Origin of the sequence: Roseomonas haemaphysalidis, from assembly GCF_017355405.1 — a bacterium.
GTDB lineage: Bacteria > Pseudomonadota > Alphaproteobacteria > Acetobacterales > Acetobacteraceae > Pseudoroseomonas > Pseudoroseomonas haemaphysalidis.
The window spans coordinates 3,742,685-3,766,679 of the sequence record NZ_CP061177.1 but is presented as its reverse complement, the minus strand read 5'-3'; the positions used below and the strand labels follow the sequence as shown (position 1 = coordinate 3,766,679).

At 72.5% G+C, this 23,995-nt stretch carries 27 protein-coding genes; 10 read left to right on the top strand and 17 right to left on the bottom strand.

What is annotated here, in order from left to right; all coding sequences use genetic code 11:
* The first annotated feature begins 13 nt into the window (after positions 1 to 13).
* Positions 14 to 1,711, top strand: coding sequence for a hypothetical protein (locus tag IAI59_RS17600; RefSeq protein WP_207417483.1), 1,698 nt, complete (start codon positions 14 to 16; stop codon positions 1,709 to 1,711).
* Here the strand turns inward: IAI59_RS17600 and IAI59_RS17595 are convergent.
* The 4 genes from IAI59_RS17595 to IAI59_RS17580 are packed head-to-tail and all read right to left on the bottom strand — an operon-like array spanning position 1,695 to position 4,597.
* Positions 1,695 to 2,498 carry a transporter substrate-binding domain-containing protein gene (locus IAI59_RS17595; RefSeq protein WP_207417481.1) on the bottom strand — a complete coding sequence of 268 codons (804 nt, stop codon included), beginning with the start codon at positions 2,496 to 2,498 and terminating at the stop codon, positions 1,695 to 1,697. The two genes, IAI59_RS17600 and IAI59_RS17595, sit on opposite strands and share 17 nt — an antisense overlap.
* Positions 2,499 to 2,537: 39 nt before the next feature.
* A complete protein-coding gene (locus tag IAI59_RS17590) occupies positions 2,538 to 3,272 on the bottom strand; it encodes an amino acid ABC transporter ATP-binding protein (protein WP_207417479.1) in 735 nt (244 codons plus the stop codon).
* Complete coding sequence (locus tag IAI59_RS17585) at positions 3,256 to 3,909, bottom strand: amino acid ABC transporter permease (RefSeq protein ID WP_207417478.1); 654 nt, start codon at positions 3,907 to 3,909, stop codon at positions 3,256 to 3,258. Before IAI59_RS17585 ends, IAI59_RS17590 begins: the two co-directional genes overlap by 17 nt.
* A gap of 4 nt (positions 3,910 to 3,913) precedes the next feature.
* A complete protein-coding gene (locus IAI59_RS17580; protein ID WP_207417477.1) occupies positions 3,914 to 4,597 on the bottom strand; it encodes an amino acid ABC transporter permease in 684 nt (227 codons plus the stop codon).
* Positions 4,598 to 4,732: 135 nt separating this feature from the next.
* Here IAI59_RS17580 and IAI59_RS17575 point away from each other — a divergent pair, with 135 nt between their 5' ends.
* Positions 4,733 to 5,524, top strand: a complete 792-nt coding sequence (locus IAI59_RS17575) for a FadR/GntR family transcriptional regulator (protein WP_207417476.1) — start codon at positions 4,733 to 4,735, stop codon at positions 5,522 to 5,524.
* A 27-nt stretch (positions 5,525 to 5,551) separates the two neighbouring features.
* Entirely contained in the window at positions 5,552 to 6,478 is a 927-nt protein-coding gene (gene kdgD / locus IAI59_RS17570) for a 5-dehydro-4-deoxyglucarate dehydratase (RefSeq protein ID WP_207417475.1), read from the top strand.
* Between the two features lie 271 nt (positions 6,479 to 6,749).
* Here the strand turns inward: kdgD and IAI59_RS17565 are convergent, their stop codons facing one another.
* Genes IAI59_RS17565 through IAI59_RS17550 form a run of 4 tightly spaced genes read right to left on the bottom strand, consistent with a single transcriptional unit; the run spans position 6,750 to position 12,077 of the window.
* Positions 6,750 to 7,193 (bottom strand): GNAT family N-acetyltransferase, encoded by a 444-nt coding sequence (locus IAI59_RS17565; RefSeq protein ID WP_237180730.1) that lies wholly within the window; start codon positions 7,191 to 7,193, stop codon positions 6,750 to 6,752.
* A complete protein-coding gene (gene tldD, locus IAI59_RS17560; RefSeq protein WP_207417474.1) occupies positions 7,193 to 8,620 on the bottom strand; it encodes a metalloprotease TldD in 1,428 nt (475 codons plus the stop codon). The genes IAI59_RS17565 and tldD overlap by 1 nt, the downstream gene beginning before the upstream one ends.
* Positions 8,617 to 10,995: a PAS-domain containing protein gene (locus IAI59_RS17555; RefSeq protein WP_207417473.1), complete on the bottom strand. Its 2,379-nt coding sequence runs from the start codon at positions 10,993 to 10,995 to the stop codon at positions 8,617 to 8,619. Before IAI59_RS17555 ends, tldD begins: the two co-directional genes overlap by 4 nt.
* Positions 10,992 to 12,077 carry a COX15/CtaA family protein gene (locus IAI59_RS17550; protein ID WP_207417472.1) on the bottom strand — a complete coding sequence of 362 codons (1,086 nt, stop codon included), beginning with the start codon at positions 12,075 to 12,077 and terminating at the stop codon, positions 10,992 to 10,994. The genes IAI59_RS17555 and IAI59_RS17550 overlap by 4 nt, the downstream gene beginning before the upstream one ends.
* Positions 12,078 to 12,217: 140 nt before the next feature.
* Here IAI59_RS17550 and IAI59_RS17545 point away from each other — a divergent pair, with 140 nt between their 5' ends.
* The 3 genes from IAI59_RS17545 to IAI59_RS17535 all read left to right on the top strand — a co-directional run bounded on the left by IAI59_RS17545 (position 12,218) and on the right by IAI59_RS17535 (position 14,283).
* Positions 12,218 to 12,970, top strand: coding sequence for a glycosyltransferase family 2 protein (locus tag IAI59_RS17545; RefSeq protein ID WP_207417470.1), 753 nt, complete (start codon positions 12,218 to 12,220; stop codon positions 12,968 to 12,970).
* Positions 12,967 to 13,650, top strand: coding sequence for a TVP38/TMEM64 family protein (locus IAI59_RS17540; RefSeq protein ID WP_237181159.1), 684 nt, complete (start codon positions 12,967 to 12,969; stop codon positions 13,648 to 13,650). Before IAI59_RS17545 ends, IAI59_RS17540 begins: the two co-directional genes overlap by 4 nt.
* 87 nt (positions 13,651 to 13,737) lie before the next feature.
* A complete protein-coding gene (locus IAI59_RS17535; RefSeq protein WP_207417468.1) occupies positions 13,738 to 14,283 on the top strand; it encodes a Smr/MutS family protein in 546 nt (181 codons plus the stop codon).
* A gap of 254 nt (positions 14,284 to 14,537) precedes the next feature.
* Here the strand turns inward: IAI59_RS17535 and IAI59_RS17530 are convergent, their stop codons facing one another.
* The 4 genes from IAI59_RS17530 to IAI59_RS17515 form a co-directional block, all read right to left on the bottom strand.
* A complete protein-coding gene (locus IAI59_RS17530) occupies positions 14,538 to 14,780 on the bottom strand; it encodes a hypothetical protein (protein ID WP_207417467.1) in 243 nt (80 codons plus the stop codon).
* The gene (locus tag IAI59_RS17525; RefSeq protein WP_207417466.1) at positions 14,777 to 14,926 is read right to left on the bottom strand and encodes a hypothetical protein; all 150 of its coding nucleotides are present in this window, start codon (positions 14,924 to 14,926) and stop codon (positions 14,777 to 14,779) included. Before IAI59_RS17525 ends, IAI59_RS17530 begins: the two co-directional genes overlap by 4 nt.
* A 114-nt stretch (positions 14,927 to 15,040) precedes the next feature.
* Complete coding sequence (gene typA / locus IAI59_RS17520) at positions 15,041 to 16,870, bottom strand: translational GTPase TypA (RefSeq protein WP_207417465.1); 1,830 nt, start codon at positions 16,868 to 16,870, stop codon at positions 15,041 to 15,043.
* A gap of 191 nt (positions 16,871 to 17,061) precedes the next feature.
* Positions 17,062 to 17,421 carry a hypothetical protein gene (locus IAI59_RS17515; protein WP_207417464.1) on the bottom strand — a complete coding sequence of 120 codons (360 nt, stop codon included), beginning with the start codon at positions 17,419 to 17,421 and terminating at the stop codon, positions 17,062 to 17,064.
* A gap of 261 nt (positions 17,422 to 17,682) precedes the next feature.
* Between IAI59_RS17515 and IAI59_RS17510 the strand changes: the two genes are divergently transcribed.
* Complete coding sequence (locus tag IAI59_RS17510; RefSeq protein ID WP_207417463.1) at positions 17,683 to 18,087, top strand: DUF3775 domain-containing protein; 405 nt, start codon at positions 17,683 to 17,685, stop codon at positions 18,085 to 18,087.
* A gap of 106 nt (positions 18,088 to 18,193) precedes the next feature.
* Here IAI59_RS17510 and IAI59_RS17505 read toward each other — a convergent pair whose 3' ends face one another.
* Positions 18,194 to 18,934 (bottom strand): DUF1194 domain-containing protein, encoded by a 741-nt coding sequence (locus tag IAI59_RS17505; protein WP_207417461.1) that lies wholly within the window; start codon positions 18,932 to 18,934, stop codon positions 18,194 to 18,196.
* 88 nt (positions 18,935 to 19,022) lie between these two features.
* On the opposite strand from IAI59_RS17505, the gene IAI59_RS17500 reads away from it, so the two are divergent.
* From IAI59_RS17500 to IAI59_RS17490, 3 genes are all read left to right on the top strand, one after another.
* Positions 19,023 to 19,823 carry a HesA/MoeB/ThiF family protein gene (locus IAI59_RS17500; protein WP_207417460.1) on the top strand — a complete coding sequence of 267 codons (801 nt, stop codon included), beginning with the start codon at positions 19,023 to 19,025 and terminating at the stop codon, positions 19,821 to 19,823.
* The gene (locus tag IAI59_RS17495; protein ID WP_207417457.1) at positions 19,820 to 20,197 is read left to right on the top strand and encodes a DsrE family protein; all 378 of its coding nucleotides are present in this window, start codon (positions 19,820 to 19,822) and stop codon (positions 20,195 to 20,197) included. The genes IAI59_RS17500 and IAI59_RS17495 overlap by 4 nt, the downstream gene beginning before the upstream one ends.
* Positions 20,198 to 20,268: 71 nt before the next feature.
* Positions 20,269 to 21,108, top strand: a complete 840-nt coding sequence (locus tag IAI59_RS17490) for an SH3 domain-containing protein (RefSeq protein ID WP_237181158.1) — start codon at positions 20,269 to 20,271, stop codon at positions 21,106 to 21,108.
* 179 nt (positions 21,109 to 21,287) lie between these two features.
* Here the strand turns inward: IAI59_RS17490 and IAI59_RS17485 are convergent, their stop codons facing one another.
* The 4 genes from IAI59_RS17485 to hisF all read right to left on the bottom strand — a co-directional run bounded on the left by IAI59_RS17485 (position 21,288) and on the right by hisF (position 23,984).
* Entirely contained in the window at positions 21,288 to 22,139 is an 852-nt protein-coding gene (locus tag IAI59_RS17485; protein WP_207414836.1) for a SirB1 family protein, read from the bottom strand.
* Positions 22,140 to 22,217: 78 nt separating this feature from the next.
* A complete protein-coding gene (locus IAI59_RS17480) occupies positions 22,218 to 22,604 on the bottom strand; it encodes a histidine triad nucleotide-binding protein (RefSeq protein ID WP_207414837.1) in 387 nt (128 codons plus the stop codon).
* Between the two features lie 13 nt (positions 22,605 to 22,617).
* On the bottom strand, positions 22,618 to 23,202 hold the full coding sequence (locus IAI59_RS17475; RefSeq protein WP_237180340.1) for a phosphoribosyl-ATP diphosphatase: 585 nt from the start codon (positions 23,200 to 23,202) through the stop codon (positions 22,618 to 22,620).
* A 2-nt stretch (positions 23,203 to 23,204) separates the two neighbouring features.
* Positions 23,205 to 23,984 carry an imidazole glycerol phosphate synthase subunit HisF gene (gene hisF / locus IAI59_RS17470; RefSeq protein WP_207414838.1) on the bottom strand — a complete coding sequence of 260 codons (780 nt, stop codon included), beginning with the start codon at positions 23,982 to 23,984 and terminating at the stop codon, positions 23,205 to 23,207.
* Positions 23,985 to 23,995: the final 11 nt, after the last annotated feature.

Sequence of the window (23,995 nt, the reverse complement as noted above, 5' to 3'; positions counted from 1 at the left end):
GGATGCCGCCACGGTGAACGCCCTCGCCCCAAACAACGGCTTTTCGCTGCGGCTGTTGCCGCCGGCGGGGGATGAGCGGCGGTTCCTGCTGGACATCCCGGCCGGCGCGCTGGACGCCGCCATCGGCCCCCGGCTGCGCGACCTGCTGTCCGGGCCCGCCACGGCCGCGCATGCCGCGCGGCTGCGCGACGGGCTGGTGGCGGAATACGCCCGCGCCGTGGCGCAGGACGCCGCCGGGGCGCTGCTGCGCCAGGCCGGGCTGCGGGCGGCGGCGCCGTTGCGCGTGGAGCTGCTGCCGCCGCCGACGGAAGGCGGCCTGCGGCTGCGGCTGGCCGTGCCGCTGGCGCCGCGGGTGCCGCCGCCCCGGCTGGACGGCCTGCCGCCGCCCGTGGCCGCCCCGCCCGCGCCCACCGCCGCCGCCGTGCGGGCGGCGCTGGAGGAGCTGGCGCGCCAGCACGCCCCGGGCCGCGCCGCGCCGCCCGGCCATGCCGCCATGCCGGGCGACAGCGTGGTGTTCAACATGCTGGCCCAGCCGCTGCGGCCGGCCGACAACCTGCTGCGCAACCCCCGGGGCCTGGGCAACCCGGCCCCGGGGCGGGTGCCGACGCATTGGAGCGTGTCCTACGTCCGGGAAGGGCTGGCATGCTTCGTGGGGCGGGGCGAGGAAGACGGGCTGCCCTGCGTGGACCTGCGTTATGCCGGCACCATCTCGCCCACGCAGTCGCCGCAAGTGGCGCCGGAGCGGCCGGGCCAGGTGGCGGTGCTGCCGGGCCAGGTGGTGCGCGTGCAGGGTGCCTGGCGGCTGCTGTTCGGCGTTCTGCCGCCCGGCACCCGCGCCAGCCTGCTGCTGGAACAGCGCGACGCCGCGGGGCAGGTGGTGCAGCGTCCGGCGCAGCCCCTGCCGTGCCCCGGGCCGGGCCCGCTGGGCGAGCAGCGCTTCGCGCTCGACTTCGCGGTGCGGGACCCGGCGGCGCGCAGCGTGCTGCCGGTGCTGCGGCTGCGCCCGCCGGATGAGGCGGCGGTGGCGCTGACCCTGCGGCTGGGCGGGCTGCGGCTGACGCTCGGCGAGGCCGCGCCGCTGCCCGGCGCGCCGCTGGCCATGCCCGGGCTGTCGCAGCGGCTGGGCGGCGCGGGCGATGCCGACGCGATCCCCGGCCTGGCGCCGCTCCTGGCCTTCCGGCGGAAGGGCGAGGGCTTCACGCTGGTGGCGCCGCTGCGCGGTCAGGACCACCGGCTGGCGGTGATGCTGCGCGCGGTGCGCCGGCCGGGTGCCGTGGGCGACGCGCTGGCCCGCCGGCTGGGCCATGCCGACCTCGCGGCGCTGCGCCGGGCGGTGGCGGCGGAGCTGGGGGCCGCGGCGGCGGAGCGGCTCCGGCTGGAACGCCGCCGGGCGTTGCTGCGGGTGCTGCTGCCCCGGCTGGCCGCCGCGCCGCCGGAAGCCTGGGTGGACCGGCACCACGCCGCGCTGCGCGGCGCGCTGGAAGTCCGCATCCAGGCCGGGCGGCTGGAGCCCGAGGAGCAGGCGGCGGACCCGGCCGCGCTGCGCGCCGCGCTGCGGCCCGAAGCCAGGCGCCGCGCCGCCGCCGACCTGCTGGCGGACACGTTGCGCGCGCCCGGCGACCCGCCCCCCGACCCGGCGCCGGGGCTGCCGCCGGAAGCCCGCCACGCCGGGCTGTGGGACCGGCTGCTGGGCGTCACACCTCGCGGGTGATCAGGTCGCGCGGCAGGTCGCGGTTGTGGAACTTCTTGAACATCGTGTTCAGCGAGCCGTCGTTGAAGGCGGTGCGGATCCATTCGTTGAGCCAGCCCTGCAGCGCCGGCTCGCCCTTGGGCAGCGCCATGCCGAGGTTCAGCTCCTGCTGCACGAACTTCACGTCCAGCTTGCTGGCGCGCTTCTCGTTCATGCTGGCCAGCACGGCGGTCTGCGTGGACACGAGGTCGAGCTGGCCGGACACCACGGCGGTGATCAGCGTCGCGTCGTCCTCGAAGCGCACGATCTCGGCGCCGCGGGCGTTCTGCGTCACCATCACGTCGTTGACGGTGGCGCGCGTCACGCCGATGCGCTTGCCCACCAGGTCGGGGTAGTCCTTGACCGCCAGCGCGGCGACGCCGGCGACGATGATGTCGAGCGTGGCGTAGGGGATGGTGAAGTCGATGGCGCGCTTGCGCTCCGGCGTGATGGCGAGCGAGGCGATCAGGATGTCGGCCTTGCGGGTCTGGATGGTCGGCACGCGGGCGGCGTTGGTGATCTGGATCAGGTCCAGCTCGGCGCCCAGCGACTTGGCGATCATCTTCGCCGTTTCGACGTCCGAGCCCGTGGGGTTCAGCCCGGCGTCCATGTAGGCGAACAGCGGGATGCCCATCGCCACCGCGATGCGGACCTTCTTGTTCTTGCGGATGTCGTCCAGGCTGTCGGCCCGGGCGGGGCGGGCGAACAGCCCGGCGGCGGCGAGGCCGGCGGCGCCGGACAGCAGGGTGCGGCGGTCGATGGTGATCATTCTCGGTGGTCCTCTCGGTGGTGGGGCGGGCGCGAGGTTCTAGAGCTCGCTTCCCAGGAATTGCTGCAGCTCCGGCGTTCGGGGTGCGCGGAACATCTCGGCGCCGCCCACCTCCCACACCAGCCCGGCGCGCATGAAGATGGTGCGGTCGGCGACGCGGCGGGCGAAGCCCATCTCGTGCGTCACGGTGATCATGGTCATGCCGTCGCGCGCCAGGGCCTCCATCACGCGCAGCACCTCGCCCGTCAGGTGCGGGTCGAGCGCCGAGGTCACCTCGTCGAACAGCATCACCTTGGGCTGCATGGCCAGCGAGCGGGCGATGGCCACGCGCTGCTGCTGGCCGCCGGACAACTGCTCCGGGTAGGCCTGCGCCTTCTCCGCCAGCCCCACCTGCGCCAGCACCGCCCCGGCGATCTCGATGGCCGCCTTGCCGGCCATGCGCTTCACGCGCCGCAGCGCCAGGGTGACGTTCTGCTCCACCGTCAGGTGCGGAAACAGGTTGTAGCTTTGGAAGACGATGCCGACGTCCTGCCGCAGGGCGCGGAGCTGCGCTTCCGAGCGCTCTGTGCCGACATGGTGGCCGCAGACCTCGATGGCGCCGCCCTGGATGGATTCCAGCCCATTGATGCAGCGCAGCGCCGTGGACTTGCCGGAACCGCTGGCGCCGATCACCGCCACCACCTCGCCGGGCGCCACGTCAAAGGACACGCCTTTCAGCACCTCCAGCGGGCCATAGGACTTGCGGACATCGCGGAGGCTAACGGCGGCCGACATTGAGCGTCCTTTCCAGCGAGCGGCTCCAGGCCGTGAGCGGGTAGCAGAGCAGGAAGTAGATGGCGCCGGCGATGCCGAAGACCAGGAAGGGCTGGATGGTGGAGTTGTTGATCACCTGCGCCGCCCGCGTCAGCTCCACGAAGCCGACCACGGAAGCGAGCGAGGTATTCTTCAGCAGCTGCACCATGAAGCCCACGGTGGGCGGCGTGGCGATGCGCGCGGCCTGCGGCAGAATGACGTCCTTGAAGCCCTGCCAGCGGGTCAGCGCCAGGCATTCGGCGGCTTCGCGCTGGGTGCGGGGCACGGCGTCCACGCAGCCCTTCCAGATCTCGCCTAGGAATGCGCTGGCGTTGATCATCAGCGACAGGGCGGCGGCGACCAGCGGCGGCACCTCGATGCCGAAGATGCCCAGGCCGAAATAGGCGATGAACAGCAGCACCAGCAGCGGCGTGCCCTGGATCACCTCCACATAGGCCAGCGTCGCCAGCCGCACCCAGCGCGCGCGGGCGGTGCGGCCCAGCATCACCACGAAGCCCGCGGCGCCGCCCAGCACGAAGGCGCAGGCGGTGAGCACCAGCGTCCACACCGCGCCCTGCAGCAGGTAGCCGAAATAGGCCCAGTTGAAGACGATGTTCACGGCGCTAGATCGCCGTGCCGAGCCGGCGGCGGCGCGGAAAGGCGGCCAGCCCCACCAGCCAGAAGCCGAGCTTCAGGATCGCCGCCAGCGCCAGGTACATGGGCGCGATGGACACAAAGGTCTCGAAGGAGCGGAAGGTGAAGGACTGCACGTTGTTGGCCACCGCCGTCAGCTCCTCCGTCGAGATCTGCGAGGCGACGGAGGAGGACAGCATCATCAGCACGAACTGGCCGGTGAGCGCCGGGTACACGCGCTCGATCGCCGGGCGGAGGATGACGTCGGCGTAGATCTGCGGCACCGTCATGCCGAGCGACTGCGCGGCCTCCACCTGCCCGGGGGGCACGGTGTCCATGCCGGCGCGGATGATTTCCGTGCAATAGGCGCCGACGTTGACGACCATGGCGATCACGGCGGCGGTGAACACCGGCAGGCGGATGCCGGCGGAGGCGAGGCCGAAATACAGAAAGAAGATCTGGATCAGGAAGGGTGTGTTGCGCACCACCTCCACGTAAAGGCCCACGGCGCGCGACAGCCAGCGGCGCGGGCTGCGCGCGCCCACGGCGCCCCCCACGCCGATGGCGAAGCCCAGCACGGTGGCCAGCGCGGTCAGCTGCAGCGTGACGATGGCGCCGTGCAGGAAGTCGGGCCAGTAGTCCAGGAGCACGGCGAAGTCGAACTCGTACCTCACGCGGGGGCGCCACGCATGGCGGTGGCCTTTCCTGTTGTCGTTCCTCGTGCCGGGTGGTCCGGCAATGGTCGGTTGTCAGACCAATTTTGCTGATGGTGATAGCGAAGCGCTGCCGGTTGTGCAAGGGTGCCGCGCATGAGCGATCCGCAACCCCTGGTGCTTCCCCGATTGCGCGAGCCGCGCCGCGTCAGCCTGGCCGAGCAGGTGGTGCGCGACCTCGCCGCCCGCATGGCGCAGGGCGAGCTGCGCCCGGGCGACCAGCTGCCCACCGAGCGCGCGCTGATGCAGCGCTACGGCGTCAGCCGCACCGTGGTGCGCGAGGCGATGTCCTCGCTCCGCGCCGCCGGCCGGCTGGCGACGCAGCAGGGGCGCGGTGCCTTTGTGCTGGACCCCGCCGCGCAAGCCCCGACCTATCACCTGCATCCTTCCGAAGCGGGCGATGCGGAGGACGTGCTGAAGCTGATGGAGATCCGCATCGCGCTGGAGTCCGAGGCGGCGTCGCTCGCCGCGCGCCGCCGCGACGCGGCGGGGCTGGCGGAGCTGCAGCGCATCGCGGACGCCTTCGGCGACAGCGTGGCGGACCCGGCGCGGTCCACCGTGCATGACCAGGCCTTTCATCTCTGTGTTTCGGAACTGTCGGGCAACGGCTATTTCGGTGCCATGCTGGGCGGGCTGTCGCCGCGCCTGCTGCCCCGCGCGCGCATCGACCTGTTCAAGGATGACGAGGTGGCGCGGCTGGCTTACCTGCAAACCTTGCAGGTGGAACATGCCAACATCCTGGAAGCCATCCGCCGCGCCGATGCGGAGGCGGCGCGCGCCGCCATGCGCCTGCACCTCAGCAACAGCCGCGAAAGGCTGCGCGCCGCGCTGGACCGGCTGGGCGGGCAGGGGCTTGCCGGGGGTGAAGGTGACTTGTATGACAACTGACAAGTCAGCCAGCCAGGAACGTTTCTCATGCCGACCCTCTTCAGCCCCGCCGACCTGAAGGCCGCCCTGCCCACCGGGCTGCTGTCCTTTCCCGTCACCGACTTCGACGCGAACGGCGACTTCGACGCCCGCGGCTACCGCGCCCGCCTGGAATGGCTCGCCCCCTACGGCACCGCCACGCTGTTCGCCGCCGGTGGCACGGGCGAGTTCTTTTCGCTCACCCCGCGCGAGTATTCCGACGTGGTGCGCACCGCCATCGAAGGCTCGGGCGGGCAGGTGCCGATCGTCGCCGGCGCCGGCTACGGCACCCGCACCGCCATCGAATACGCGCAGGAAGCCGAGCGCCTGGGCGCCGCGGGCATCCTCTTGATGCCGCCTTATCTGACCGAAACCTCGCAGGCCGGGCTGCGCGCGCACATCGCCGCCGTTTGCAAGTCCACCAAGCTTGGTGTCATCGTCTACAACCGTGCCAACTGCCGCGTCTCGGCCGAGACGCTGCTGGCGGTGGCCGACGAATGCCCCAACCTGATCGGCTTCAAGGACGGCGTGGGCGAGATCGAGAACATGGTCTCCGTCTTCACCGCGCTGGGCGACCGCCTGACCTACCTCGGCGGCCTGCCCACCGCCGAGGTCTACGCCGCCGCCTACCTCGCCATGGGCGTGCCGACCTATTCCTCGGCGGTGTTCAACTTCATCCCGCGCACGGCGCTGGACTTCTACAAGGCCGTGACGACGCGCGACGACGCCACGGTGCAGCGCCTGCTGCGCGACTTCTTCTTTCCCTACCTGGCCATCCGCAACAAGCAGCCGGGCTATGCGGTCAGCATCGTCAAGGCGGGCGCCGCCATCGTCGGGCACGGGGCGGGGCCGGTGCGCTCGCCGATCAACGACCTCTCGGATGCCGAGGTGGAGCAGCTGCGGCCGCTGATCGAGGCGCTGGGGCCGCAGAACTGAGGGGACCGGCCAGGAGGCGCCGCCCCCTGGACCCCCGCTGGGGTGGTTGAACCACCCCAGGCCCCGACATCCGTTTTGCGTCTCGCCCCGAGGGCCGGTTGCCCTCCGCGACTGCGAATACCGACCGTTTGGCTTTCGCAAAAAAATCTATTTACGCCTGCCACGTTCGCGACCGCGCCACACCGCCCGGCATGCTTCCTGACGCAGGGGTCCGGGGAGGCTCAGCCTCCCCGGCGGGGTCCAGGGGCGGCGCCCCTGGCGGCGCACCCTCTCAATCGAGGCGCTTGCGCATCAGCACGCGATGATACCCGCCCATCTCCTGCCGCGCGTATTCCTCAAAGCCGAAGCGCGTGTAGATGCCGATGTTGCGCAGCATCTTCTCGTTCGTCACCAGCCGCACCTCGGGCAGGCCCCGGCGGCGGGCCTCGGCGACGACGTGCTCCAGCAGGAAGCGCCCGGTGCCCTGGTGGTGGGCGTCCGGGTCCACGGCGATGTTGTCGAGGTAGAGGTGGTCGGGCTCGTCGACCAGCACCAGCAGGGCTGCGATGGCGCCATCGCGTTCCAGCACCGTCGCCTGCCCGGCGACGATGCGGGCGGGGTAGTTGTCGTCCATCGGTGCCGGGCGGCGGCCGATGAGGGGAACGTAGCCGGCGTAGGCGCGCTCGACCAGGGCGCGCAGGGCGTCCGCTTCCTCCGGCCGGGCGGCGCGCAGCATCACACGGCGGTACCGCCGATGGTGAGCCCGGTCATCTTCAGCGTGGGCTGGCCGACGCCCACGGGCACGCCCTGGCCCTGCTTGCCGCAGGTGCCGATGCCGGGGTCCATGCCCACGTCGTTGCCGATCATGGAGACCTTGGTCAGCGCATCGGCGCCGGAGCCGATCAGGGTGGCGCCCTTGACGGCGGGGCCGATGCGGCCGTCCTCGATCAGGTAGGCCTCGGAGGCGGCGAAGACGAACTTGCCGGACACGATGTCCACCTGGCCGCCGCCGAAGTTGACCGCGTAGAGGCCGCGCTTGACGGAGCGCAGGATCTCCTCCGGCGCGTGGGGGCCGGCCATCATCACGGTGTTGGTCATGCGCGGCATGGGCGCGTGGGCGTGGCTTTCCCGGCGCCCGTTGCCGGTGGGGGCCACGCCCATCAGGCGGGCGTTCTGCCGGTCTTGGATGAAGCCCGTCAGGATGCCGTCCTCGATCATCACGGTGCGGCCGGAGGGGGTGCCCTCGTCGTCGATGGTCAGGCTGCCGCGGCGGTCGGCGATGGTGCCGTCATCCACCACCGTCACGCCGGGGGCGGCGATGCGCTGGCCCATCAGGCCGGAAAAGGCTGAGGTCTTCTTGCGGTTGAAGTCGCCTTCCAGCCCGTGGCCGATCGCCTCGTGCAAGAGGATGCCGGGCCAGCCGGGGCCGAGCACCACCTCCATCTCGCCGGCCGGCGCGGGCACGGCGTCGAGGTTGATCAGCGCCTGGCGCAGCGCGAGGTCCACGGCGTTCTTCCAGCTCTGCTCGCCCAGGATGCGGTCGTAGCCAAAGCGGCCGCCCAGGCCGTGGCCGCCGGATTCACGTCGCCCGGCATGCTCCACCACCACCTGCACGCTGAGCCGCACCAGGGGCCGCAGGTCGGCCACGCGCGTGCCGTCGGCGCGCAGGATCTGCACGGCCTGCCATTCGCCGGTCAGGCTGGCCATCACCTGCGTGACGCGCGGGTCGCGCCCGCGGGCATAGGCGTCGATGGCGGCGAGCAGCGCGGTCTTGTCGCCGAATTCCATGGCGGGCAGCGGGTTTTCGGGCACGTAAAGGCGGGCATTGGTGGCGCGTGGCGCCACGGCGAGCGCGCCGGAATGGCCGGACGACACGGCGCGCACCGTGTCGGCGGCGCGTTGCAGGGCGGACAGCGAGATCTCGCCGCCATGGGCGTAGCCGGCGGCCTCGCCCGCCACGGCGCGCAGGCCGAAGCCGCGCGTGGTGTCGAAGGAAGCGGTGCGGATGCGGCCGTCGTCCAGCGTGGTCGCCTCGCTTTCGCGGTATTCCAGGAACAGCTCGCCGTCCTCGGCGCCGGCCAGGGCCCCGGCCAGGACGCGGGTGGCATCCTCCGGCGCCAGGTCGCGGAAGAACAGCCGGTCGGTGATGTCGAGTGCGGTCATGCCGTCGGCTCCGGGTTGGGGGTTGCGGCGGCCAGGCGCAGCCGCGCCGTGGTGCCGGCGCCGCGCGCGCTTTCCAGCGTCAGCTCGCCGCCCATGGCGCGGGCAAAGGCGCGCGCCAGATACAGGCCGAGGCCCGAGCCGCCGTAGCGGCGGTCATGCGTGGTTTCCAGCTGCACGAAGGGCTCGAAGGCGCGGTGCAGCTGCGCCGGCTCGATGCCGATGCCGGTGTCGGTGACCGTGACCTCCACGCCGCCATCGGGCAGCGCGGCGGCGGACAGGTGCACGGCGCCGCCGGCGGGGGTGAACTTCACCGCGTTGCTGAGCAGGTTGAGCAGCACCTGGCGCAGCCGGCGTTCCTCCGCCTGGGCGCGGGGCAGGGTGTCGGGCGGCGGCTCCAGCACCACGTCGACCTGCGCTTCCTGGGCCGAGGTGCGGACCAGCCGCACGGCGCTTTCCAGCACGCTGGGCAGGTGCAGGGCGCGGGTTTCCACCGGCAGCTCGCCGCTGCCCACCTGCGCCACCTGCAGGATGTCGTCGATCAGCGACAGCAGGTGGCGGCCCGCTTCCAGAATGGCGGCGCTGAACTCGCGGCCCTGGCCGGCGGTCTGCTCGTCCGCCAGCAGCGCCTCGCTGAAGCCGATCACGGCGTTGAGCGGCGTCCGCAGCTCGTGGCTCATGGTGGCCAGAAAGCGGGTCTTGGCGGAATTGGCGTCCTCGGCGCCGCGACGCGCCCGCTCGATCTCGCCGCGGATGCGGTGTTCCTCGGTGACGTCGGTGTAGGTGCGCACGAAGCCGCCATCCGGGGTGGGCGCGGAATGCACGTCGATCTTCCGGCCGTCGGCGCGCGTGACCAGGAAGTGCTGTGGCTGGGACAGGTCCATCGCGCTGCGGAGCTGCAGCAGGGCGTCGGCTTCCGGGCCCTGGCCGAAGCCGCCGGCGGCGTGCTGCAGCGCGCGCAGCTCGTTCAGCTCCAGCCCGGGGCCGACCATGCCGGGCGGCAGGCCCATCATGTGCACCGCCAGCTCGTTGCGCGCCACCAGCCGGTGGTCGGCGCCGAACAGGCAGATGCCGTAGGGGGTGTTGTCGATCATCGCCTGCAGCAGGTCGGCGCGCTGCTTGGCGGTGGCCTCGGCGATGTGCAGGGCGGTCAGGTCGGCCACCACGATCAGCAGCCCGCCATCCGGCAGCCGCGCGCTGCGGACGGACAGCATGGTGCCGTCCGCGCGCTTGCGCAGGCGCGGCGGCCCGACCTCGAACTGCTGGCGGTAGATCTGCTCGGCGGTGACGCCGGGGGGGTATTCGCCCGCCGCCTCGCGCCGCCGGCACACGTCGATCAGGTGCTCGCCCACCGTCAGCTCGGCACCGCGCAGGATGCTCTGGTAGGCCTCATTGACCATGGTCAGGCGCTGGTTGGCGTCATACACGCAGATGCCATAGGGCAGCGCCGCCACCACGCCGCGCAGGGTGGCCGCGCGGTGGCGCGCCTCGTCCTCGGCGCGGCGCAGCGCCGTCACGTCCTCCACCGTCACCAGAAAGCCGCCCGAGGGCAGCGGGCGGCTGCTGTTGCGCACCGCGCGGCCGTCCGGCAGGGGGCGCACCTCCTCGTGCGGGCGGGTGCGGTCCAGCCGGCCGCGCTCGTCCACGGAATTGCGCACCAGCGGGTCGTAGGCGTGGTGTTCCAGCATGACGCGGTGCACCTCCGCCAGCGTCATGCCGCTGCGCAGCGTGCCGGGCTGCAGGCCGAGCGTGCGCTCGTAGCCGTCGTTGTGGCGCACCAGCCGGTGCGTGGCGTCGTACAGGCCAAGGCCGGTGTCCTGGTGGCGCACCGCCATTTCCAGCGCCGCCGCGCGTGCCTCGGCGTCCAGCACGCCGCGGCGGTGCTGCGAAACGTCGGTGGCGTAGGAGGCGAAGCCGCCATCGGGCAGCGGCTCGCTCACCAGGTCGAACCAGCGGCCGTCACGCGCGCGCACGGTGCGGCGCAGCGGCTGGGCGCGGTCCAGCGCCAGCGCCTCGCGCGCCAGTTCCTCCGGGTCGCCGGCGCCGAGAAAGCCGCGAAACGCGCACAGCTGCAGCATGTCCGCCAGCCCGCGGCCGACGAGGTCGGTTTCCGGCGGCAGGTCCAGCTGGCGCAGCAGCTCGGCATTGGCGAAGCGCAGCGTGCCGTCGGCCGCGAAGGCGGCGATGCTGATGGGGGCCGAGGCCAGCGCCTGCAGGCCGGAATGCGCGGTGACGCCCTGGGCGGGCACGGTGTCCGGGCTGGGGGCCTGCGGGCCGCCGGGCAGGGCGCCGGGGTCGGGCGCGGCAGGGCCAGGGGCGCCCGGGTCGGGCGCGCCGGCCTCCGGGTCGCCGGGATGCAGCGTTCCGCTCCCACTCATGCGGCGGCAACGGGTTTCGGGCGGCGCAGCGCGTGCAGGCTGGCCAGCGCCGCCGCCAGCACGCCCACCGCCACCGACTGGTGCAGGGTGCCGAGCCAGGCCGGCACCACCAGCAGCAGCGTGGCGACGCCCAGCCCGTATTGCAGCGCCACCACCCCGCCCAGCGCCAGCAGCGCCGTGCGGGCGCGCCCGGCGGGCAGCACCCTGGCGCCCCAGGCCGCCAGCGCCAGCGCGCCCAGCCCGGCCAGCGTGGCCAGCAGGCGGTGGTTGAACTGCACGGCCGCGACGTTTTCCGTCAGGTTGCGCCAGAAGGGCTGCAGCAGGCCGTAGCCGGCGGGCACCAGCCGGCCGTCCATCAACGGATAGGTGTTGTAGTCGAGCCCGGCCTTGAGCCCGGCCACGAAGCCGCCCGCCAGCATGGCCAGCACCACCAGCCCGGCCACCGGGTGGGCCAGCCGGCGCAGCGGGCGGGCTTCGGGCGGCGCGTCTCGCTCGGGGTGCAGCAGGGACATGGCGGTCCAGATCAGCATGCCGAACAGCAGCAGCGCCAGCCCCAGATGCACCACCAGGCGATAAGGCGACACGGCGGTGCGGTCGGCCTCGAAGCCCGAATACACCATGAACCAGCCGACCGCGCCCTGCGCGCCGCCCAGCAGGAACAGCAGCACCAGGCGCGGCTTCAGCCCGGCGGGCACGCGGCCGCGCACCCAGAACCAGACCAGCGGCAGCAGAAAGGCCAGCCCGATCAGCCGGCCCCACAGCCGGTGCGTCCATTCCAGCCAGAAGATCTGCTGGAAGCCTTCCAGCCCGAAGCCCTGGTTGACCAGCGCGTATTGCGGGATGGTGCGGTACAGGTCGTACAGGCGCTGCCATTCGCCATGGCTCAGCGGCGGCAGCGTGCCCGACAGCGGCGCCCATTCCATGATGGACAGCCCCGAGCCGGTCAGCCGCGTGGCACCGCCCAGCGCCACCATGATCCAGACCATGCCGGCCACCAGCAGCAGCCAGCGGGCGACCGCGTGGCGGTCCCGCCGGGCGCGGGATTCGGGAAGGGCGTCGGGGGCGTGGGGATCGAAGGGCATGGCAGTGGCGGAGCATAGCACGCCGCGCCGCGATGCGCGCGCCGATGCCGCCCCCGGCCCCAGGACGTTTTGTCTCAGGCGGGCAGGGCGCCCGCACGGCGCTTGTCCCCCCCGGCGGCGGCTGCTACGCCGCGCCCCCGATGTCCGACGCACCGCACCCCCCCCCGGCCCCAGACGCGCCGCCCCTGCTGGCGGTGGTGGTGCCCGTGCGCAACGAGGCGGAGAATATCGGCCCGCTGGTGGCCGAGATTTCCGCCGCCCTGCGCGGCATCCCGCACGAGATCATCTACGTGGACGACGGCTCCACCGACGCCACCCACGCCGCGCTGCTGCAGACCGCCGCCGCAACGCCCGTGCTGCGGGTGCTGCGCCACGCCGCCTCCTGCGGGCAGTCGGCCGCCATCGTCACCGGCGTGCGCGCGGCGCGCGCCGCCTGGATCGCCACGCTGGACGGCGACGGGCAGAACGATCCGGCCGACATCCCCGCGCTGTGGGCCTTCGCGCAGGAGGCGCCGGACGCCGCGCGCATGCTGGTGGCCGGCTGGCGCGTGCATCGCAAGGACACCTCCGTGAAGCGGCTGTCGTCGCGCTTCGCCAACGGTCTGCGCGCCCGGCTGCTGGGCGACGCCACGCCCGATACCGGCTGCGGCCTGAAGCTGTTTCCCCGCGCGCTGTTCCTGGAGCTGCCGCCCTTCGACCACATGCACCGCTACCTGCCGGCGCTGGTGCTGCGCGTCGGCGGCCGCGTGGTCAGCCGGCCGGTCAACCACCGGCCGCGCACGCGCGGCGTGTCCAACTACGGCACGCTGGACCGCGCGCTGGTGGGCATCACGGACCTGTTGGGGGTGATGTGGCTGCAGCGCCGCTGGAAACGCCCGCAGATTCTGCCGTGAGCAGCCGGCTCCGCCCCATCGGCAAGATGGCGCTGCTGGCGGCCGGCCTGGCGCTCGGCGGCTGGTTGCTGCGCGAGCTGGGCGCCACGCCCGACGTGCTGGTGGCCCGCTTCGGGCTGGAACAAACGCTGTGGGGCGAGACGGCCTTTCTGGTGATCGCCACGCTGGCCTGCGCCGCCGGGGTGCCGCGCCAGGCGGTGGCCTTTCTCGGCGCCTATGCCTTCGGTGCCTGGATCGGCGGCGGGCTCAGCCTGCTGGCCCAGGTGGTGGGCTGCGCCATGGCGGTGGGCTGGGCGGCGCTGCTGGGGCGCGGCTGGGCGGAACGGCGGCTCGCCGGGCGCTTCGGCCGCCACCTGCGGGCGCTGCGCGACGTGCTGGTGGCCAGCCCCTTCAACACCACCCTGGCGCTGCGGCTGCTGCCGATCGGCAACAACCTGGCGCTGAACCTGCTGGCGGGGCTGTCGGGCATTCCCCTGCTGGCATTCCTGGCGGCCTCGGCCGTCGGCTACCTGCCGCAGACGGTGATCTTCGCCCTGGCCGGCAGCGGCGTGGCGGTGGACCGGCAATGGCAGATCGTGCTGGCGGTGGTGCTGTTCGGCGTGTCCGCCCTGCTGGGCCTGTGGATGCTGCGGCGCCACCGGGCGGGGCGGGCGATGGAACAGGCGCAGGACGCCGGGTAAGGGCCGGGCCGGGGACGATTCTTTCCGTCCGGCCTTTTGCCGCGCCGGGCGTTTATCGGAACGCCCACCCCCTGTAAGAGCACACCCATGCCCCGCCGCCCCCGCACCCTGTCCGAGGAGGACCGCGCCCTGTGGCGGGCCTTTGTGTCGGCCGTGCGGCCCATGCCGGGCCATGGCCTGGCGCCCGCGCCGGTGGTGCCGCCCCCCCCCGTCCAGGCGCCCGCCGCCGTGGCCAAGCCGCCCCCCGCGCCGCCACCGCCGACGCCCGCCGCCATCCGCGCGCGCATTCCCGCCGTGCAGGTGGGCACCGCGCCGCCGGGCATGGACCGGTCCCGCTGGCGCGACCTGAACCGCGGCCGCACCCGGCCAGAGCGGACGCTGGACCTGCACGGACGCCGGGCGCAGGACGCCTGGCACGCCGTGCGCGCCTTTTTGCACGCGGCCCAGGCGGACGGGCTGCGCTGCGTGGCGGTGGTGACGGGCAAGGGGCCGATGCCCGAAGGCGGCGTGCTGCGGCGCGAATTCCCGCATTGGCTCAACGCGCCGGAACTGCGCCACCTGGTGCTGGGCGCGGCTTATCCGCATGCCGCCAACCAGGGCGCGGTGCATCTGTTGCTGCGGCGGCGGAAGTAGCGGGGGGCTCCTGTGGCTCTTGAGGGGGCGCTGCCCCCTCAAACTCCCCTGGCAGGGGATTGAATCCCCTGCACCCCCCGGAGATAGCGCTGTCCCCGGTGAATGCCTCGATATTTCTTATAATATAATTATTTAGCACGCGGCTGCCGCCTCGCGTCCCACCACAACACATGGGGGTCCAGGGGATTCAATCCCCTGGCGGGGAGAGTTTGAGAGGGGCAGCGCCCCTCTCAAGAAGCACAGGCGCCCCGCTTTCAGAGCCCCGTGCCGGAGGTCCCGGCGCTGCTGCCGGGAATGGTGCTGTCGCTCAGCCCGCCGGTGCCGCCGGGGGCGGTGCTGTCGCCCGGTTGAAGCGGCCGGCCGGCGACGGGAAGGGAGCGGGTTTCCGGCGCGCGCTCGGACGCGATATCGGGCTCGATGCGGCCCGCCCGGCCGCCTTCCAGCGGCACGCTGCAACCGGTGAGCAGGAGCAGCGTGGCTGCGACGCGGATCATCATGGGGCAGGGCCTTCGGCTGAACGGGATGCCGGGGCAATGCCGCCCGTCCTTCCGGAGTTGCGCCGCTCCTTGTTCTTGTGGTCCGGGGCCTGGGACAGGACGGAGCCGGCCGCCGCCTTGGGGCTGGTCTTCTCGTCCTTGGCCATGGCCGAAGTTCCCCGTGGCGCGGATTCGCCACCGGCAACCAACCCTGGCCGGGCCGAAAGGGTTCCACGCATGAAAAAGGGCGGCCCGGTGTCCCGGGCCGCCCTGTTCCGGCTTTACGCCGCCTCGCTGTCCGCGCGGCGGGCGTGCTTCTTGCGCTCGTTGGGGTCGAGGTAGCGCTTGCGGAGACGCACGGCGGAGGGGGTGACCTCGACCAGCTCGTCGTCCTCGATGTAGGCGATCGCCTGCTCCAGGCTCATGCGGCGCGGCGGGATCAGCAACAGGGCCTCGTCCTTACCGGCGGCGCGGACGTTGGTCAGCTTCTTTTCCTTGATCGGGTTCACGTCGAGGTCGTTCTCGCGCGAATGCTCACCCAGGATCAGGCCGGTGTAGACCTTGTGGCCCGGGTCCACGAAGAGCTGGCCGCGCTCCTGCAGCGCGAACAGCGCGTACTGCACCGCCTCGCCGTCGGAGTTGGAGATCAGGCTGCCCTTGACGCGGCCGGAGATCGGCCCGGCCCAGGGCTGGTAGCCCAGGAACAGGCGGTTCATCATGCCGGTGCCGCGCGTGTCCGTCATGAACTCGCCGTGGTAGCCGATCAGGCCGCGCGACGGGATGTGGAAGGTCAGACGCACCTTGCCGCCGCCGGACGGACGCATGTCCTGCATCATGCCCTTGCGGAGCGACATCTTCTCGACGACGGAGCCCGAGTATTCCTCGTCCACGTCGATCAGCGCCTCCTCGAAGGGCTCTTCCTTCTCGCCCGTCTCGGGGTTGATCTGCGTCAGCACGCGCGGGCGGCCGATGGTCAGCTCGAAGCCCTCGCGGCGCATGGTCTCGATCAACACGCCGAGCTGCAGCTCGCCGCGGCCGGCCACCTCGAAGGCGTCCACTTCCTCGGACACCTTCACCTTGATGGCGACGTTGCCCTCGGTTTCCTTGAACAGCCGGTCGCGGATCTGGCGCGACGTGACCTTCTTGCCTTCGCGGCCGCCCAGCGGGCCGTCGTTGATGCGGAAGGTCATGGACAGCGTCGGCGGATCGATGGGGATCGCCGGCAGCGGCTCGGTCACCTCGGGAGAGGCGATGGTGTCGGGGATGGTGGCGTCCGACAGGCCGGCGATGGCGCAGATGTCGCCCGCCTGCACCTCGTCGACCGGCACGCGGTCCAGGCCCGAGAAGGTCATCAGCTTGGTCAGGCGGCCCGTCTCGACGATCGAGCCGTCCTGGCGCAGCACGCGCACGGGCATGTTGGTCTTGGCGATGCCCTGCTCGATGCGCCCGGTCAGGATGCGGCCCAGGAACGGGTCGGCTTCCAGGATGGAGGCATTCATCGCGAAGGGCGCGGAGGCGTCCACCGTCGGCTGCGGCACGTGGCTCAGGATCAGGTCGAACATCGGCGACAGGTCCTTGCGGGGCCCGTCCATGGTCAGGTCGGCCCAGCCCTGGCGGCCGGACGCGAACATGGTGTGGAAGTCGAGCTGGTCGTCGGACGCGCCGAGCGCCGCGAACAGGTCGAACACCTCGTTCAGCACCTCGTCGGCGCGGGCATCCTGGCGGTCGACCTTGTTGATAACCACGATCGGCTTCAGGCCGCGGGCCAGCGCCTTGGTCAGCACGAACTTGGTCTGGGGCAGCGGGCCCTCGGCGGCGTCGCACAGCACGATGGCGCCGTCCACCATGGACAGGATGCGCTCCACCTCGCCGCCGAAATCGGCGTGGCCCGGGGTGTCGACGATGTTGATCTTGACGCCCTTCCACTCGACCGCCGTGGACTTGGCGAGAATGGTGATGCCGCGCTCACGCTCCAGGTCGTTGCGGTCCATGGCACGCTCGGCCACATGCTGGTTGACGCGGAAAGCGCCGGCCTGCTTCAGGAGGTTATCGACGAGCGTGGTCTTGCCATGGTCGACGTGGGCGATGATGGCGACGTTGCGGAGTTGCATGAGGCGGGCAGTCCCGAGGCTGCGCCGCCTGCGCTCACGACCCGAAACCCCCGGCCGGAGAATGGCGAGGGGTCGGGCAGGGCGGCCGGGCGGCTTGTTGTGCGGCGCACAGATAGGCGAGCACGCCGGAAAAAGCGAGCCTTAACGACATCTGCCCGCGCAGGGCTGCCCTGCCGGCCGCCGCCAAGCCGTCAAAGGTGGTAGACGGTCTTGCCGGCGCCGGCGGTGTCGGCGGGGTCGAACTGGTCCACCACGCACATGTGCATGGCAGGGCGCAGGGTTTGCAGCACCTGCACCGGGTTTTCCAGTCGCGGCCGGGCCTGCTGCTTGGCGCCGCCCTGCACGGGCAGCTCCGCGGCGCTGGCGCTGACGCGCTGACGCAGCGCCCAGCGGCCGGCCAGGCCGGTGTTGGCGCAGCCCGGGGTTTCCGGTGCGAGGCGCGTGTTGATCGTGTTGCTGGCAACCAGGCGGAGCCCGGCAGACGGCGGATTGAGGGTGGAACCCATCTCGGGGGAGACGGGAGCTTGGCGGACGGCGGGGGCCGGCGTCATCGCCACGAGCAATGTGGCAAAAACCGCGGCCGCCATCGGGGGGAAGGGCGACGGGCTCATGTTCAACCAACAGGTCGCATGAGGAGTCGTTGCGAGCACTCTGATATCGTTGGGCCGATTCAGTCCTCACGTTTCGGTGTCGTATTTGCTGCAATGCAGCAAAGCCGGCATTCGGGCTAATCTTTGCAACGGCATGCAGCCGATCCGCCGCTGCCGTGTTTGCCGGGGTGCCGCGCCAAACCGACGGAAGAGGCCAGACCCATGAGCAGCAGCAACACCGACGAGGACGAGTTCGACCTGGGCATCAGCACCGAAACGGTGGCCACCGTGGTCGATTACCTGCGCGCCCTGCAGGAAGACGAGGACAGCGAGGCGATCGACCCCGACGAGGAGCCGGAGGAAGGCGAGGACGATTTCGACGAAAGCACCCTGTCCGCCTTTATCGAGGAGCTCAACGAGGACGAGCAGGCCGCGCTGGTCGCGCTGTCCTGGGTCGGCCGCGGCGACTACGAGCCCGAGCAATGGGAAGAGGCGATGACACTGGCGCGCGAGCGCGCCGCCACGGGCAGCACCGCCGACTACCTGATGAAGACCGAGATGGCGGGCGACCTGCTGGCCGAAGGGCTGGCGGCCTTCGACATCGCGGTGGAAGACGTGGAGCGCTGACGGACGCCGGGGCTGGGGGGAAAAGAACGCCCCCCAGGCCCGTCTGCCTTCTCCAGCCCCGCAGGATCGCCCCGGCGGCCGTGGAACGACCCGGCCTCGCCCCGCGCTAGCCGAAGCGCCCCGCCCCGCCGGCCCCCGCGATTTCCCGGATCAGCTTGCGCCGCACCGCGGTGCCGAAGCTGTCGAAGTCCTCGGCCACGATCATGAAGGCGCCTTCGCCGCCGATCACCGAGTCGCGGTAATACTGGTCCAGCGGCACCGGCGGCGCGCGGCCGAAGGTGGGGCGGTCGTTGACGATGGGCAGGCCGTTGATCACCACGCCATCGGCCACCAGCCGGTCGCGCACCGCTTCCGGCGGCGGGCCGGAATTGTTGACCCCGTCCCCGGACACGTCGATCACCCGGCGCGTGCCCTCGAACGGCGCCTGCGCCAGAACCCGGCCGCTGAATTCCAGGGCGCCGGAGATGGAGGTCCAGGACAGCGACTGGCGCGGCGCCTCGGCCAGGGCCTCGGCCCATTCGGTGGCGTCCCGCTGGCTGGCGATGCGCCGCCACGGCAGCACCAGCCGCTGGTATTCCGAGCCCGCCCATTCCACATAGGCCAGCCCGATGCTGCCCAGCGCGCCGGCCAGCATGCCCTGCACCACGCGGGGGTCGGAAATGCCGTTGCGATAACCCAGGCGCTGCAGCCGCGCCTCGTCCTCGTCCACCGACCGGGAAATGTCGACCGCCAGCACCAGCAGGGTGTCGACCGGTTCCTCCGCGCGGGCGGGGGCGGCGGCCAAGGCGGCGGCGCCGGCCAGCAGCGTCCGCCGGCGCAAGGGGGAGCCGAGGAAGGCTGGGGGCATGGCGCGTTTCCCGTCCGTCACCCCGCCAGGGTTTCAGATCGCGCGGGCCGATTGCAAGGCTTTCGCGCGCGCACCCATATGAGGCCGCATGGACCTGACCTTCACGGACGCCGAACTGCACCGCTATTCGCGCCACATCCTGCTGCGGGAGGTGGGCGCGGCCGGGCAGGCGCGGCTGCGCGCGGCCAGCGTGCTGGTGGTGGGCGCGGGCGGACTCGGCTCGCCGCTGGCACTGTACCTGGCGGCGGCGGGTGTGGGGCGGATCGGGCTGGTGGACGACGACCGGCTGGAACTGTCCAACCTGCAGCGCCAGGTGGCGCACGACACGCCGCGACTCGGCCGCAACAAGGCCGAGAGCCTGTCCGAAACGCTCCGGCGCCTGAACCCGGAGGTGGCGGTGGAAGTGCACCCGCAGCGCATGGACGCCGCCGCCGCCCGGGCGCTGCTGCCGCGCTACGACCTGGTGTGCGACGGCACGGACAACTTCGGCACGCGCTTTCTGCTGGGCGATGCCTGCCACCTGCTGCGGCGCCCGCTGGTGTCCGCCGCCGTGCTGCGCTTCGAGGGGCAGCTGTCCACCTTCAAGTCGCATGCCGGCCCGCACTTTCCCTGCCACCGCTGCCTGCACCCGGCGCCGCCGCCGGACGGGCTGGTGCCGAGCTGTTCCGAGGCCGGGGTGCTGGGCGCCGTGACCGGCGTGCTGGGCACGCTGCAGGCGACGGAAGTGCTGAAGGAGCTGCTGGGCATCGGCGACAGCATGGCCGGGCGGCTGCTGCTGTGGGATGCGCTGGATGCCCGCTTCACCACCATCACCCTGAAGCGCGACCCGGGCTGCGCCCTGTGCGGGCCGAACGCGACCATCCGCGACCTGGCGGCGCACGCGTCGTGAGCGGCCTTCCCCTCGGCATCCTGTTGCGCTCTGGCGGGCATGAGGCGGCGCATGCGGCGCTGCTGCTGGCCACCGGCGCGGCGGCGATCGGGCGCGAGGTGGTGCTGTTCGCCACCGGCCCCGGCTGCCACCTGCTGCGCCACCCCGCGCCGCCCGCCGCCGACGCGCGGGACGCGGTGCTGCGGGCGCGCGGCGTGGCGGGCGTGGCGGTGCTGCTGGAAGCGGCGGCGGAGCTCGGCATCCGCCGCATCGCCTGCGACGCCGGGCTGCGGGGCGAGCTGATCGACCCCGCCACCCTGGCGCCGGGCGTGGAGGTGGCCGGCGTGGTCACGTTTCTGTCCGCCGTGGGCGATGGCCAATTGCTGTCCGTGTAAATTCCACCCGCGCCGGGGCTTGACCGCGGCGCCCTGATTTGCGCGTGTTCCCGTTCATGCTCTGGCTCCGCGTGATCCCTGTTGTTCTGCTGGCCGGCCTGGCTTCGGCCGCGCCGGTCCTGCCCGTCCATGCCCAGGGCGCCACCTCGCTCGGCACGCCGCCCGGCACGCTGCAGCCGCCGCGGGCCCAGGCGCCGGCGCCGCGCGCGCCGCAGCCGGGGCAGGTGCTGACCGTGCCGCCCCGCGCGCAGCAGGTGCCCGCCCGGCCCGCCACCCCGGCGCCGCGCGCCGCGGCCCCGGCGCGCCCCGGCGCCGCGCCCCCGGTGGTGCGCCCCCCGCAGAACAATGCCCGCACCGCGCCCGGCGGCCGTGCCCGCGCCGGCGCCGCCGCCGGCGGTGCGGCGGCCGGGGCGGCGGCCGCGGCGGCTGCCGCCGCCGCCGCGCCCCCGGCGCAGCCGCCGCCCGAGCCGCTGCCCGACGTCGGCGCCGTGACCGGCCTGCCGACGCCGCGTTTCGTGGCGCTGCGCGCGGACGAGGTGAACCTGCGCGTCGGCCCGGACACGCGCTTTCCCATCGAATGGACCTACCAGCGGCGTGACCTGCCGGTGGAGGTGGTGCGCGAATACAACCAGTGGCGCCGCATCCGCGACATCGACGGCACGGAAGGCTGGGTGCACCAGTCCACCCTGGCCGGCCGCCGCACCATGCTGGTGCGCGGCGAGCAGCGCACCCTGCGGCGCGGCGATTCCGCCGATTCCGGCGTGGTGGCGCATCTGCAGGCCGGCGTGGTCGGGCGCATCCGCAAATGCGCCGCCGGCAGCGCCTGGTGTGAGGTGCAGGTGGGCGACCTGCGCGGCTGGCTGCGGCGCAACGAGATCTGGGGCGTCAAGGCGGACGAGGAAATCAACTGAGGGGGCGGAACCGGGGGGAATGAATGTCCCGCCGGACAGTCACGCCTGGCGTTTTTGACGTGACAAGCAGCGCGGCCGTTTCACCGGATGCGGTGATCGGCGCTGCTGCGCCCCCGGGCCGCTGGCGCTAGAGACCAGAGAAAAGACGGGGGTGCGGGGGAAATTCTGGCCCCAGGCCTTCAGTTCAGCCGCTGGCGCAGTTCCACCGCCATGGCGCGCGCGCGCCCCGCGGCCTCGCCATCCGGCACCAGCACCAGAAAGCGGTCCAGGCAGGACAGCGCCTTGCCGATGCGGTCCAGCCGCTGGTTCATCACCGCCGCCTCGCGCCACAGCGCGGCCTCGTCGGGCGCGAAGCGCAGCATGTCCTCGCAGCAGCTCAGGGCGCCGGACAGGTCGCCGGCACGCAGGCGGCGCAGCTTGATGTTGTTTTGCAGCCGCAGCGCCACGGCGCGGCGCGGCACGGGGGCCAGCAGCCCGGGGCGCAGCTCCGCCTGCTCGCCTTCCATCTGCTTCAGCAGCAGGCGCAGTGCGGGGGCTTCTAGTACCAGCCCGCCATGGAAGGGGTCCACCACCGCCTGGCCACCCGGGCCTTCCAGCGCCAGCAGGAAGTGGCCGGGGAAGTCCAGCCCGTGGGCCGCCCAGCCCGCGGCCTCGGCCAGGTGCAGCCACAGCAGGCCCAGCGCCACGGGCAGGCCGCGCCGGCGCTGCGTGACGGCGATCAGGTTGGCGTTGGCGGGGGCGTCGTAGCTTTCCTGGTCGCCCTCGTAGCCGAAGCGGGCCAGGATGCCGGCCAGCGCCTCGGCCCGCCGCAGCGGATCCCCGGCATCGGCCTCGGCATCCTGTGTCGCCGCCAGCACGGCGTGGCGGGCGAGGTCGGACAGGTGCGCGGCGGCGGATTGCCAGTCGGCCTCGGGGGCATCGATGCGGGCGAGCTGCAGGGCGAGGGTGCCGAGGTCCAGTTCGTCATCCGGCAATTGTCCGGCGGCGCTCAGGGCGGCGCGGGCTTCGGCGACGGTCGTGGCAGGGTCCATGCTATGTTCAATGGCAGCGGGCCGGCGGCGGTTTCAAGCCGCCACCTGTAAAGTCTTGCCGGAAAGCGTGGCGGTGGGTCAGTCCGCCGCGCGGGCCAGCATGGGGCCGAGCGGCGCGCCGCCGAAGACGTGCACGTGGAAATGCGGCACTTCCTGGCCGGCATGGTGGCCCATGTTGCTCAGCACGCGAAAGCCGCCATCCTGCAGGCCGAGCTTGCGGGCCGTTTCGGCCACGCTGCGCCAGAAGCCGGCCACGGCCTCCGGCGCCGCCTTCTCGGAAAAGTCGGACACGGACACGTAGGGTCCCTTGGGGATCACCAGCACATGCACCGGCGCCTGGGGCGCGATGTCGTGGAAGGCCAGCGCGTGATCGTTTTCCAGCACCTTGCGGGCCGGAATCTCGCCGCGCAGGATGCGGGCGAAGATGTTGCCCTCGTCATAGGGCGGCAGGCCGTTCACGGACATGGCAGGAAGCTCCTCAGGGCAGCTTGGTGGTTTGCGCGGCGCGGACGATGCCCTTGGGACGCGCCGCCTTTTCGGCGATGCCGGAGATGCCTTCGCGGCGCACCAGCTCGGCCCACACCTCCTCGGGGCGGATGCCGGCATCCACCCACAGCACCAGCAGGTGGTACACCAGGTCGGCGCTTTCCAGTACGGTGGCGGCGCGGTTGCCCTGCGTCGCCTCGATCACGCATTCCACCGCTTCCTCGCCCAGCTTCTGCGCCACCTTGGCGGTGCCGCGCGCCAGCAGGCGGGCGGAATGGGAGATGGTGGTGTCGCCCGCCGTGCGGCGGCCCTCGATGGTGTTCCACAGCCGGGCCAGCACCTGGATGTCGCCGCTGGCCGGCACGTCCAGCGGTGCCAGGTGGCGCGACTCGGCGTTGCGCAGCGCCTTGGAGGGCTTGCGCAGCGTCGGCGGCGGCATCAGCGCGGCGGGCAGCGGCAGCTTCTCGCGGCTCACGGTCTTCTTGGCGGCCGTGGCCTTCTTGGCGGCGGCCTTTTTCGGCGCGGCCTTCACCGCCGCCTTGGCCGGGGCTTTCTTCTGCTTGCTGTCCTTGGCCATGGCTATGCCGCTTTCGTGGAAGGGGGGAGGGGGCGGACGGGCAGCCCGGCGGCGGCCAGCGCCGCCTTGGCGTCGGCGATCCGCATCTCGCCGTAATGGAACACGCTGGCGGCCAGCAGGCCGGTGGCGCCGGCGGCGGCGCCGTCCACGAAGTGCTGCGCCGTGCCGACGCCGCCGGACGCCACCAGCGGCAGCCTGACCGCCGCCCGCAGCGCCCGCAGGAGGTCGAGGTCGAAGCCCGACTTGGTGCCGTCGCGGTCCATCGACGTCACCAGCAGCTCGCCGGCGCCGAGGGATGCCACCTGCCGCGCCCAGTCCAGCGCGTCGATGCCGGTGCCCTTGCGACCGCCATGGGTGAACACCTCCCACCGGCCGGGCGCCACCGTGCGGGCGTCGATCGCCACCACGATGGCCTGGGAGCCGAAGGCCTCGGCCGCGCGGCGCACCAGCTCGGGGTCGGACACGGCGGCGGAGTTGATGCTGGCCTTGTCGGCGCCGGCCAGCAGCAGCCGGCGCACGTCCTCCACGCTGCGCACGCCGCCGCCGACGGTGAGCGGGATGAACACCTGCTCGGCCGTGCGGGACACCACGTCGTAGATGGTGTCGCGGTTCTCGTGCGTCGCGCCGATGTCGAGAAAGGTGATCTCGTCGGCGCCCTCGCGGTCATAGGTGCGGGCCTGTTCCACCGGGTCGCCGGCATCGCGCAGCGCCACGAAGTTCACGCCCTTGACGACGCGGCCGTCCTTGACGTCCAGGCAGGGGATCACGCGCAGGGCCAGCATCGGAGGGGCGG

Excerpts from the sequence above, each read along its gene's own strand:
- kdgD (WP_207417475.1), top strand. The coding sequence starts at position 5,552 with ATGCCGACCCTCTTCAGCCCCGCCGACCTGAAGGCCGCCCTGCCCACC.
- IAI59_RS17595 (WP_207417481.1), bottom strand. The coding sequence starts at position 2,498 with ATGATCACCATCGACCGCCGCACCCTGCTGTCCGGCGCCGCCGGCCTC.
- hisF (WP_207414838.1), bottom strand. The coding sequence starts at position 23,984 with ATGCTGGCCCTGCGCGTGATCCCCTGCCTGGACGTCAAGGACGGCCGC.
- IAI59_RS17535 (WP_207417468.1), top strand. The coding sequence starts at position 13,738 with ATGCCCCGCCGCCCCCGCACCCTGTCCGAGGAGGACCGCGCCCTGTGG.
- IAI59_RS17480 (WP_207414837.1), bottom strand. The coding sequence starts at position 22,604 with ATGTCCGTGAACGGCCTGCCGCCCTATGACGAGGGCAACATCTTCGCC.
- IAI59_RS17525 (WP_207417466.1), bottom strand. The coding sequence starts at position 14,926 with ATGGCCAAGGACGAGAAGACCAGCCCCAAGGCGGCGGCCGGCTCCGTC.
- typA (WP_207417465.1), bottom strand. The coding sequence starts at position 16,870 with ATGCAACTCCGCAACGTCGCCATCATCGCCCACGTCGACCATGGCAAG.
- IAI59_RS17575 (WP_207417476.1), top strand. The coding sequence starts at position 4,733 with ATGAGCGATCCGCAACCCCTGGTGCTTCCCCGATTGCGCGAGCCGCGC.
- IAI59_RS17545 (WP_207417470.1), top strand. The coding sequence starts at position 12,218 with ATGTCCGACGCACCGCACCCCCCCCCGGCCCCAGACGCGCCGCCCCTG.
- IAI59_RS17515 (WP_207417464.1), bottom strand. The coding sequence starts at position 17,421 with ATGACGCCGGCCCCCGCCGTCCGCCAAGCTCCCGTCTCCCCCGAGATG.
- IAI59_RS17510 (WP_207417463.1), top strand. The coding sequence starts at position 17,683 with ATGAGCAGCAGCAACACCGACGAGGACGAGTTCGACCTGGGCATCAGC.
- IAI59_RS17475 (WP_237180340.1), bottom strand. The coding sequence starts at position 23,202 with ATGGCCAAGGACAGCAAGCAGAAGAAAGCCCCGGCCAAGGCGGCGGTG.
- IAI59_RS17590 (WP_207417479.1), bottom strand. The coding sequence starts at position 3,272 with ATGTCGGCCGCCGTTAGCCTCCGCGATGTCCGCAAGTCCTATGGCCCG.
- IAI59_RS17485 (WP_207414836.1), bottom strand. The coding sequence starts at position 22,139 with ATGGACCCTGCCACGACCGTCGCCGAAGCCCGCGCCGCCCTGAGCGCC.
- IAI59_RS17530 (WP_207417467.1), bottom strand. The coding sequence starts at position 14,780 with ATGATGATCCGCGTCGCAGCCACGCTGCTCCTGCTCACCGGTTGCAGC.
- IAI59_RS17505 (WP_207417461.1), bottom strand. The coding sequence starts at position 18,934 with ATGCCCCCAGCCTTCCTCGGCTCCCCCTTGCGCCGGCGGACGCTGCTG.
- IAI59_RS17550 (WP_207417472.1), bottom strand. The coding sequence starts at position 12,077 with ATGCCCTTCGATCCCCACGCCCCCGACGCCCTTCCCGAATCCCGCGCC.
- IAI59_RS17500 (WP_207417460.1), top strand. The coding sequence starts at position 19,023 with ATGGACCTGACCTTCACGGACGCCGAACTGCACCGCTATTCGCGCCAC.
- IAI59_RS17555 (WP_207417473.1), bottom strand. The coding sequence starts at position 10,995 with ATGAGTGGGAGCGGAACGCTGCATCCCGGCGACCCGGAGGCCGGCGCG.
- IAI59_RS17565 (WP_237180730.1), bottom strand. The coding sequence starts at position 7,193 with ATGCTGCGCGCCGCCCGGCCGGAGGAAGCGGACGCCCTGCGCGCCCTG.
- tldD (WP_207417474.1), bottom strand. The coding sequence starts at position 8,620 with ATGACCGCACTCGACATCACCGACCGGCTGTTCTTCCGCGACCTGGCG.